Source organism: Amycolatopsis sp. NPDC004368, from assembly GCF_053602515.1.
Genome location: NZ_JBSGDT010000037.1, coordinates 68,387 through 79,183 on the forward strand (window position 1 = coordinate 68,387; position 10,797 = coordinate 79,183).

Below are 10,797 nucleotides of genomic sequence, written 5' to 3' on the forward strand. Positions count from 1 at the left end.
TGACGACGACAGCGCTAGACCTCTAACACCAGCGAGGGCTAGTTCACCCAGAGTTCGGCCATGCAGCGGCGAAAGTTGGTCTCATCAAGTTTGCGGACGGACACCTACCGCACCGTAACGCGCGACGTCGGTCCAGACGATGTTCATCCTTGAGACAGGTGACCCAGATCGTCGATAGGTGTCCATGAAGATCACGACGCTGAAACTGAGCAACTTCCAGTCGTTCGGCGCAGAGCCGACCACCGTCGAACTCGAAGGGGTCACATACGTTCTGGGTCCTAACGGTTCCGGGAAGACCACGGTGCTGGAAGCGCTGTCACGCCTGTTCAGCCCGCTTGCGGCACAGCGAAGAATTCGCCTTGAGGACTTCCATGTGCCTGTCGGCCGAGACTCGGCCGAGGTGCAGACCACCAGCCCTGTGCTCTGGTTGGAGGTCGACGTCGAGGTTCCCGAGTCTGGAGCCGAGGGGCAGCACCCGTCTGTCCCGCCAAGCTTCTCCCACATGGCGATCGAAACGGCCGACGGGGTGCCGAGGATTCGCATTCGCCTCACCGCCGAGCTCGCGCCGGACGGCGTCATCGATGAGAAGATCGAGTACATCCTCCAATACAACGAGTCGGGTGAGCCGACCGACTGCGCCGAAATGTCTCGCTACGACCGAGCCCACATCGAAGTTCACTATCTGCCGGCGCGCCGCGACCCGGCGGATCACCTTGCCTACACGACCGCGTCCTTGATCGGCCGGACGCTGAGAGCGACCGACTGGACGCGGGAACGCGCGACGCTCGGCGATCTGACGACCCGGATCACGGACGCCCTCGCAGGTAACGCGGCTGTGTCGAGCATCGGCGTCCGGCTTGCCGATGAGTGGGGCGGGCTGCATCGCGGCGATTACTTCAAGGACCCGTCGATCGCGTTCGGACGTGGCGAACTGGAAGGAGTTCTCCGTCAGCTCACCGTCACGTTTTCCCCCTCTCACGACGGCGCGCCGTTGCCGTTCGACCGTCTCAGCGATGGGCAGAAGTCCCTGCTGTACATCTCGCTCGTGCTCGCGTGGCACTCGCTCGCTCGACGGGTACTTGAAGGCAAGGAACCGTCGATCGACCCGAATCGGCTCCGTCCTCCGGTCCACACGGTGATCGCCCTCGAGGAGCCTGAGAACAGTCTCGCTCCGCACTACCTCGGCCGCATCATCAAGCAGCTGCGCGACGCGCGCGACGGAGGTGCCCTACAGGCGCTCATAGCCACGCATGCACCGACGATGCTTCGCCGGGTCGATCCCGAGTCGATTCGTTTCCTGCGCTTGAACGCGAATCGCGAGACGACCGTACGCCGCATCGTGATGCCCGCAGACGACCAGACCGCGGCCAAGTACGTGCGGGAGGCGGTCGAAGCGTTCCCCGAGCTCTACTTCGCTCGGGTTGTCGTATTGGGCGAAGGCGACAGCGAACAAGTCGTCCTCCCACGGGTGCTGGCCGCCGTGGGCATCGCCGAGGACGACGCCTCGGTCGCAGTCGTGCCGCTCGGTGGCCGACACGTCAACCACTTCTGGCGGCTGCTGAACACGCTGCAGATACCCCACGTGACCTTGCTCGATCTCGACAGCGGCCGTCACCAGGGCGGTTGGGGACGCGTGCGCAACGCTTGCAAGCAAATCAACGTCATCGTGCCGGATACCTACACTGACGGGCAGATCGACGACCTCCCACGCTGGAACGACGACCACGACTTCCCGGCCTACGTCGACCCCGGCTCCGCGGACGGACACGAACCTCTCCGATCGCTGGAGAATCTCGGTGTGTTCTTCTCGGCCCCAGTTGACCTCGATCTGATGATGCTCGAGGCGTACCCGGAGGCCTACGGGGTAACGCCCGTCCCACCAGACGACAAGGCGATCATCGCGGTGCTGGGCAAGGGCCATGTCAACGAGGCCCGACTCGCTCCGAACCTTCTGCAGATCTTCGACGACTACCATGCCAAGTTTGACCTCAAGAGTAAGCCTGCGACCCATCTCGCGGCGCTTTCGGCCCTCAGCGATGACGATCTCCTTGCGAACCTGCCCGGCGTGCTCGGCCGCCTTTCCCAGCGTGTGCGCGACAAGCTCGCGGGGCTGCCGGAATGATCCGGGCCGAAGACTGGCGCCCGGCCGACGACCTGGTGCTCGAACGCAACGCCTTGACGGCGGTCATGGCGATTAACCAGAACACCGTTGTCGCCGCCGGGCCGGGAGCGGGCAAGACCGAGCTGCTCGCCCAGCGCGCCGACTTCCTGCTGCGGACAGGACAATGCCGTTACCCGCGCCGGATCCTTGCGGTCTCCTTCAAGGTTGACGCCGCACGCAACTTGCGAGAGCGGGTGCGCCGCCGCTCGGGTGCCCAGCTGGCCGCTCGATTCGACAGCTTTACGTTCCATGCGTTCGCCAAGCGCCTCATCGACAACTTCCGGCCCGCACTGACCGGGCAGAACATCCTTGGCCCGGACTATCTCATCGACACACACACTCGGATCGCAGGTAAGCAGATCACCTTCGCGGACCTGGTTCCACTCGCTCTCGAAGTGATTGAAAACAACGCCTATGCCCGCGGCGGCATCCGCCAGACCTACAGCCATGTCTTCCTCGACGAGTTCCAAGACGCCACCGGGGAGCAGTACGAGCTAGTCAAGGCCGCCTTTGGCCAGTCCGGTGCGATCCTCACCGCGGTCGGCGACGTCAAGCAACGCATCATGGTCTGGGCAGGCGCCCTCGAGGGGGTGATGCAGACCTATGCCGACGACTTTTCGGCGGCACCGCTGCCCCTCTACCAGAACCGCAGGTCGGCGCCACGGCTCCGGCGGATGCAGAACCGCATGATCGCGGAAATGGACCCTGCCGCCGTGAGCTCGGACGAAGACTTGGCTGGCGACGAGGGGGTCATCGAGGTCCTCGACTTCGACACGGAACTCGATGAAGCCCGGGCGGTGGCCGACGGGATCGAGAGCTGGCTTGCTGCAGGAACCCCGGCCAGCGAGATCGCTGTCCTCGTCCGCCAGCAGCCCCACCTCGTCGCGGCGGCGCTCGGGACCGAACTCACCGAACGAGGCATCCCGTTCCGCAACGAACAGAATAGTCAGGACCTCGGCGCCGAACCAGCGGCAGCCCTCGTGTTCAACTTCCTGAGGGTGGTCACCGGCGAGAGACAACCAAGCGCGTATGCCCAGCTCATGCGGGTCGCCGCCCGCTCAAGCGCTTCCGAAGACGAAGCACTGCGCTTCGACAGCCAAGTGAAACGCATGCTGAACAAGGCACGCACGACAGTACGCGATCCCGCGTTCGACAGCGGTGAGTTCGCGTCGTGGGTCCCGCTGGTAGCCAACTTCCTGGACCTGCTTTCGCGTCCGGTTCTGGTCGCCCTGTCGCCCGCCTATCAGCAGGGAAGCCGGCTCTCCGACGTCTTGGCGGACGCGCTCAAAGCCTTCCGCAAAGAACTGGCCATCGCCGAGAGCCCGAGCGACGCGTTGAAAAGGCTGTCGGAGTCGGATGCCGTCCGTTTCCTGACCATCCATAAGTGCAAAGGGCTCGAGTTCGAGAAGGTGGTTGTACTCGGCGTCGAGAAGCAACTATTCTGGGGCGACGCCACCGCGGCCATCTCTGAGTTCTTCGTTGCTGTATCCCGCGCGAAGAACCATCTGGCACTGACCTGGAGCCGACATCGCCAAAGGCCCGAGGGCGCAACGCATAGATGGGATGAAGATCGGACGAAGTACGACAGGTTCATCAACTTCACCGACGAAACCTAGAAGTCGCACGACCGTCATGGAAATCGTCAGATCCAGTCGCGCTTACCACGTATGACGTCGCGGGCCCGAACTGCCGATCCTGAGTAATCCGTCGTCACACCGTGCACAACGGCGAGGTCACTCAGGAAGTCGTGTCGATAGGCGACCGATGTCACGAGTAAAGCGTGTATGTATTCTTTGCGTGCCAGTTCCCCGGCACGGACTTCGGCGAGGCCTGGGCCACGCCGCTGCTCCCTCCGAGGCCACCACGCTTACCGCGGTACCAGGCCGCTGATGCCCTACTCGCACGAACCGGAGCAGCGCACCGTTCCGCTCGTCTACGACGACGAGCGTGCTGTCTGCAACGCGCAGAACAAGCTGCTGACTGCGACGGTCTATACCTACGCCGACAACCACGGCGATTGGCGCGACAGCATCCGCAACAACATAATCGCCGTCGGTTGCACCGTCGCCACCCATCTCACCGCCGCCGACCACGAACGTCCCAGACTAGAGGGTCTTTCAACTACAATCGCATACGTTGCGTATTCGGCGCTGCGATGTCGCCCGTGGCTGTGCTCCTCGGCCCCGTCGGCAGGCTGCTCGTCGACGAACCCGGACAGGCACGAGGATGACTAGTCTCGACCCACGACAACCGCCTCGCCGGGTACCCGCCAACGCGGTACCGATTCGAGGGCTGCGTGCGACCCGACTCCGCCTACCGTCCGCACCCGACCCGACGCCGCCGGAATCTCCGCAGCGGCACCGTGGTCTGCGACGCGTCGGCAGCTGGGCTGGCTGGGGCAAGAGTGCCAGGGCGGTTGCTCTGTTAGCCTCTCTGGGCACCGGTGCAGCCGCGGTTGCCGCAGTGTACATCACCAACCAGACCCTCGACGCTACCCGCCAGCAGAACGCCGTCACGGAGCAAGGCCAGTACACCGAGCGGTTCGGTCGCGCGATCGACCAACTCGGCTCGGACAAGGCCGACATTCGCCTCGGCGGCATCTACGCCCTCGAGCGCCTCTCGAACGACTCTCCCCGAGATGCGGGCACGATCACAAACGTACTTGCCGGGTTCGTGCGCAACAACGCCCATTGCCCATCACCGCCGGCAACTACCTCGAAGGCCCAGCTCCCCACAGATATCGGCGCCGTCCTGACGGTTCTGACCCGTCGGCCGGCGAGCGATCCGCCCTCGCGCGACCCGTCGGTTGTCCAGGCCGACATGAAGGGCGCCTGCCTAAGTCATCTCGACTTCAGACTGTACGACCTGGCCAACATCGACCTAGGCAACGCAGACCTGTCCGACAGTAATTTGTTTGGACTGTACATGGCCGGCGTGAGTCTGACCGGAGCCAACCTCGCCGGAACCCGGCTCACCGACAGTGTGTGGTTGGGGACCATCATCACCAGCGGAAACCTGACCGGAGCCGACCTCGCCGGTGCAGTGCTTCACAACACCAAGTTCGCCGGCACAAATCTTCAGAGGGCGGTACTGGACCGCGCGCGGCGGGATGAAACAACACTGCGGTCGACGACCGCGTCGTCGTACATCGACCTAAACAAGATTCTTGATGGCCGAGCGGTGGCGCCGGATTTCTACGCGGCCGACCTCTCGTCAGCCTCTCTCCGGGAGGTGAATTTACCGGGAGCAAGCTTCGTAGGCGCCAGCCTCGACAACACCAATTTCACGCAGGCACAGCTTCCGAAGGCGATCTTCACCGCAGCGAAGAGCCTGAGGGGAACAACCTTCGACCACGCCTCCCTAACCGGGGCAGCATTTCACGGCCTCGATCTCCGGCAAGCCAACTTCATCGACGCCGACCTGTCATACGCTGACCTGTCCGATGCAGATCTGCGCGGAGTCGACTTGTCGCGGACCAACTTGACCGGGGCGGACTTCAGCGGAGCGCAGCGATGACCGCCGATGTCCGGCTCGCATCATTCCAGCTGAAGTCCTAAGCACAGCTGACGCCCGCGTCACCGTCGACGCACCGTCAGGCCGCGCTAGGTAGCCTCGACTCGAGCGCGTACGTTGTCAGCGTTCACTACGCCCCTTTCGGTAGTGCTTGTCAGCCACGTCAGGGCTGTTGCCCAACTAGTCGGCAATTGCGGTGGTTGGCTGGCCAGCCTCGCCGAGGGCCGTGCCGACAGGCTTGCGCGTGGCTGGTCACCCACCCAAACCCGACGGCTGTCATGGCTTCGCTGACTCGGTCAGTTGCGCTCGACGGGTCGAGAGACCTCCGGCGACCGACGCAAGAGCGGGCCCGTCACCTGCCGGGGCCTTGCGGCGTTGGAAGACCGGGACCGACCAGTCGGGAATCTTGAACGTGAGATCGTCCTCGTTGCCCTTCCACAGCAGTCGACGGACGAGGCCCCCCATTCTGCGATAGGCAACCGACGTGTATCAGATTGACCACGCGTCGCCCACGACACGCTCCACCACCCAGTAGACGCGATGAAGCCACGAGGTGCCCGCTCTCAAACAGGACGGGCACCTCACCCAGCGTTTGACAAACCGCCACCCCGTATCAGCTGTTGAGTGGTACGGCGCAGCGTTTCCCGCTGTTTCAGCGCCGCCCGCTCGGTCTTGTCCTGGAAGGGCGCGGACCACGCCTTCGAGGCACGACCCGGCCGAAGCTGTCGGGGGTGTCCGGTATCACTGTAATGTCCGAGCCACCCCGGTCCGGAGGGGAACGGGAAGGCCACCTCACCGGTGCCCCGTCAGCAAGGGCAGTCTCGAGGGTCTCGCAACGCCTGACGGCTGCGAGGCAACTCTGATGCAACACAGAGCCCTCCCTCGCGACTTTGACTGATGTGACCAAAGACCAGCCGTCTCCCAACGCCAAGACCAGCAAAAAGCTTCGGCGAGCGCCAGACACCGCCCAGCCCTGCGAGGGACCGGAAGTCGTGGAGGACACGATAACGACCCAGCACTCCACGTCACAGATCAGTGAAGAATCCCGCGCCTACTGGCACCCCATCGTCGCAGCGATGGCACCCATGACCGACGAAGAGATCGCCGACGTCGCAGCCATACTCCGAAGCTCCCGAGAGCGTCGAGGCCATACAACGTGACACGTGAGACTGGGACGATCCCGGCCAGTGTCGTGACGAGAGATCGAATACGTTCCAGCAACAGAGAAACGTGGTCGCGATGCCGATCGTCTACCTGCCGAGGCAGCGAGAGTGATGCCCGCTAATGGGTCGAGTCAATCAGCCGGCGCCCGGACCGCGAATCACCAGTCGACCGAGTCCTGACCCCGGTAACTACCTGTCCGCCATCACAACGTGCTCGCTCCAATCACAGCACGACGAGGCCCCACAACACGCCGCATCGGCCAACGAATCGACAACGTACGGACGGCCCACGCGACGTAGTTGGTGTTTGCCATGGAGGCGGCCAGGGACAAGAGTGCCGCTTGTCGCCGCAGCGATCTTCTCGATGACGAGGGTCTCTGCCATGTGGCGGAGAGCCCCGTCATCGAGGTCAGCTGCTCACTGTTCACTCCAGGGATGAGCGCAGCCGCATCAGCGCATCGCACACGATGCTGATGCTGGTGGCCAACTGCTCGACATCAGCGCCGTCAACGGCGACCCACAGTGCACCGTCAGGCCCCACAGCGAGTGTCGCCAGAACTCGGTTTCCTGCCAGCGCCGTGCGCCCGTCTCCCCGTCCACGTCGTGTATCGCTCGAACAGTCGAGCGTCGACGGTACGGGATTGTCCCAAAGCCCCTTCAGCGCCTCGGAGCGCGGAGCTCCGCCAGGTCCGCCGGCACCAGCAGGTTTCCAGCCGATTCCCTTCGCAGCCGTATCATCGGCACGATCACCGTTAGATGCGCGGACGTCGCCGGTACCGACGACGTCGTGGGGTCGTGATGTGGTTGTGCTCATCGAGGCTGCCCTTCAGATGGTCGCGTGATCGGCCGAAAGGCCGTCACCTCCCCTCCCTGCTCGAGCAGAGCCCGAGAAGGACCTCGAAGCGCCGGAGTGCCGACCCAGACGTGACTCCGCGCCGGCTCCCTGGTCAGCGAGTCGAGATGGCGCTGCCGATCGGCGGAGCCGACGGCGCGGTACGCGGCCTCCGCAGCCGGTGATCCAGATCCTAAAGCGCAGTATCACCGCGGGCCCCGCGACTGCATTGCAGAGGTGCGCGAACCCAGCTCCGTGCCGGTCGCTGGCGGCGACCAAGTCTTTCGCGCTCGCGAATCTCAACGCGGCCGCAGCATGCAGATCAAGGTGATCTTGCCAGTTGGACCACCGTAAGTGACCCAAGCCGTCGCGCGCCGCCTGCTCGCGTCGCGCATCGAGTTGTCCGACGAGAAAGTCGCACGGGCGGCCTCCCCGAGGCTCAGCGCGACGCGCTCACGACAGCCGGGTGTGCCCGAACTTTGCCCGACAAGGTCTCCGGAACGTTCGCCTTGCCGCCCGAGATGGACGAAGAAGCTGCTGTCGGCCGACCGCCGGCGCATTCCTCGGGCCGGACGCGGTAGGGCCTGCACTGGTCCCGACCGTATCCGCAGCGGCATCGGCTACTCCTCACGAGCGATCCGCAGGCACCGACGCAGCGGCAACATCGTCGCTGTGAACCGCACCCGGCAGTCCACGCCGATGACGCGGAGTTGAGCAACTGGCCAGAACCCTGCACACTGATCCACTACTGTCTGTAATAGTGAGAGGGTGGGATTCGGTAGTGGATGGGCCTGGGTTCCATGTCGAGGTGGAGAAGCTCGACGAGGCCGCGACCGGCATCAGGCAGAGCGTCGATGATCAGGAGAATTTCGAGCTTCGCGGGCTCTGCGGCGACAGCGGTCTGTACGGGCACTCTGGTGTGCACGATGCGTTGATGGACTTCTGCGTGCGCTGGAGCGACGGCCTGGACACCCTCACCGACGACGCCGGTGCCATCGCGGACACACTGTCCCGCGCGACTCAGGCATACCGCGCCATCGATGACGCGGCCACCCGCTCGTTGACGACTGACCCCGGTCAGGGAGCAGTCGACGATGGCTGAACTTGGGCAAACCCAGGATCCAGCCGAGTTGGTGCCCGGCAAGCCGGAGGCAATCGAAGACAACGTCCGGGTGTTGCGTGCCCGAGCCGACCGGGCCGGCCGCGCATCCGAGGGGCTCAAGGCGATCGATACGGGAGCCTGGACCGGGCCGGCGGCTCACGCCTTCCACGACAAGTTCTCCTACGAACCGGCCAAGTGGTATGACGCCGCCGACTCAATGCTGTCCGCCGCCGACGCCCTGGACCACTACGCCGGCACGCTGCGCTGGGCTCAAGCACAGGCGACCGAAGCTCTCGCCGCGTGGAACCAGGCCCAGGCCGCCACACAGCGCGCGCAGGCCCAACACGACCAGGCAGCAGCACAAGCTGCAGCCACCGGCGGGCCGGCCCTCGGATTCACCGACCCTGGCGCGGCGCCTCGCCAGACCGCCCAGGACACCCTCAATCGCGCTCGTGCTCAGCTCGCCGAAGTCGGTGACACCGTCGCAGGAGCCATCAGCGATGCCACCAGCGGAGCACCCCAGGACTCGAGCTGGCTCGACGACGCGGGAAACTTCCTCGCCGACGCTGGTGGCCACCTCATCAACGGCTTGGCCTCCCTCGGCAACACCATCATCAACCACCCCGGCGACGCCCTGACCGCTGCAGCCGGCATCGGGCTCACCGTCATCAGCTCCGCAGGGGAAGGGCTGGGCGTTGCACTGGACGCCACGGGCGTGGGCGCCGTCGCCGGTGTACCGCTCAACGTGGTCTCCGCAGTAGGGATAGCCGCAGGAGCTTCCATCACCGGCGTCGCCGTCGTGAACATGGCAGGACACGCAGCAGGCGACGACCACGTATCGCCAGCGGACACCAACCACGGCAGCAGCAACGCCGGAGCCGAGAGCGAACCACCATTCCCGGCACCCAAGGAGATCACCGGGAAGACCGCCCACGGTGAGGACCAAATGGCCACCCGCAACGGACACGGTGTGAACGACGCCGCCGCCCACGACGCGGTCAACAACCCGATCAAGACCCCGAAATACCGGCCAGACCCCTACGGCGGCACCTACCGCTACACCGGAACAGACGCAGTGGTAAACCTCAACAAAGAAGGAAAGGTCGTCACCGCGTGGGCACGATCTCGAGCCGGCTGGAGGCATGAGTGAACACCGTCATCGACACCCTTCCCGACGAGTTCCGCACAGTCATCACGAGCTTGCTCGCAGAACGAAACCCTGATCTGCTGCATGCCCTTCGAACGCAGGAAAAGCCAACCATGGATCAGCAAGAGCTGGTCATCGAGGTCCTGTCCGACGCCTTCACAGAGCACCTCGGTCCCGGCCAGGAACCCACAGCGCAAGGAGCACTCATCGACAACGCACTCGGCGCCTTCCTGACAAAATGGCCCACCGAAGACCTCGACGAATGAGCGACGCGCACAAGTCAGCCACGACGGTTCATCCCACTTGGAGGTACCTACCCTTTCGTACCAGCTAAGTCGTGCTGACGGTCGCGCGAGCAGGGACAGTGATCCGGAGGACTTATGGCGACGACCCCACGCACGGTCGACGCGGTGAAGCTGGCGTTCGCTCGGTGACGAAGACCTTGTCGTCGTCGCCGTCGTCGAAGCCAGGTAGCTGGCTGGTGATGGTCTTCATCGGGGTGACCAGATGAAGGGGCCTGCGAGGATGCCGCTGGTGGTCACGCGGCGGTCTGCCAGCGTGGAGCGGACGGCGAGGGAGCACAGGTTGTCGCCGAGTCGGCGACCAGCGGCATCGGCGCTGAAATCAATGCTCCTGCCCCAATTTCAGGGCGGTTTGTCTCAGTAGCGATACAAAGCTGGCCCATCGCAGATGTACGAGCGCACGATGAAACCCGTGACTATCGCGTCAACCTCGCAGCTCGCGCAACTTTGCAATGAGTTCTCCCGCTGAGCCCTGGGCTGAACTAGTGCCTCATCAAGGAACGTTGGCGTGGTAACCGTGTCGCGTGGACATCTGGGCTGGTGAGCGTGAGGCTGGCCGGTGGAGGTGAGCCATGGC

The 10,797-nt window shown here is 64.4% G+C and carries 7 protein-coding genes; all 7 read left to right on the top strand.

Translation table 11 applies throughout. The features are described 5' to 3' along the window. The first annotated feature begins 184 nt into the window (after positions 1 to 184). The 7 genes from ACWEOE_RS34915 to ACWEOE_RS34945 all read left to right on the top strand — a co-directional run bounded on the left by ACWEOE_RS34915 (position 185) and on the right by ACWEOE_RS34945 (position 10,184). Complete coding sequence (locus tag ACWEOE_RS34915) at positions 185 to 2,122, top strand: ATP-dependent nuclease (protein WP_452016841.1); 1,938 nt, start codon at positions 185 to 187, stop codon at positions 2,120 to 2,122. Next, the gene (locus ACWEOE_RS34920) at positions 2,119 to 3,777 is read left to right on the top strand and encodes a UvrD-helicase domain-containing protein (RefSeq protein ID WP_452016825.1); all 1,659 of its coding nucleotides are present in this window, start codon (positions 2,119 to 2,121) and stop codon (positions 3,775 to 3,777) included. Before ACWEOE_RS34915 ends, ACWEOE_RS34920 begins: the two co-directional genes overlap by 4 nt. A gap of 273 nt (positions 3,778 to 4,050) precedes the next feature. Continuing rightward, positions 4,051 to 4,395 (top strand): hypothetical protein, encoded by a 345-nt coding sequence (locus tag ACWEOE_RS34925; protein WP_452016827.1) that lies wholly within the window; start codon positions 4,051 to 4,053, stop codon positions 4,393 to 4,395. A gap of 229 nt (positions 4,396 to 4,624) precedes the next feature. Continuing rightward, entirely contained in the window at positions 4,625 to 5,677 is a 1,053-nt protein-coding gene (locus ACWEOE_RS34930) for a pentapeptide repeat-containing protein (RefSeq protein ID WP_452016829.1), read from the top strand. A 2,800-nt stretch (positions 5,678 to 8,477) separates the two neighbouring features. Continuing rightward, positions 8,478 to 8,771, top strand: a complete 294-nt coding sequence (locus tag ACWEOE_RS34935; RefSeq protein ID WP_452016831.1) for a hypothetical protein — start codon at positions 8,478 to 8,480, stop codon at positions 8,769 to 8,771. After that, positions 8,764 to 9,921, top strand: a complete 1,158-nt coding sequence (locus ACWEOE_RS34940; protein ID WP_452016833.1) for a putative T7SS-secreted protein — start codon at positions 8,764 to 8,766, stop codon at positions 9,919 to 9,921. Before ACWEOE_RS34935 ends, ACWEOE_RS34940 begins: the two co-directional genes overlap by 8 nt. Next, complete coding sequence (locus ACWEOE_RS34945) at positions 9,918 to 10,184, top strand: hypothetical protein (RefSeq protein ID WP_452016835.1); 267 nt, start codon at positions 9,918 to 9,920, stop codon at positions 10,182 to 10,184. The genes ACWEOE_RS34940 and ACWEOE_RS34945 overlap by 4 nt, the downstream gene beginning before the upstream one ends. Positions 10,185 to 10,797 lie beyond the last annotated feature (613 nt).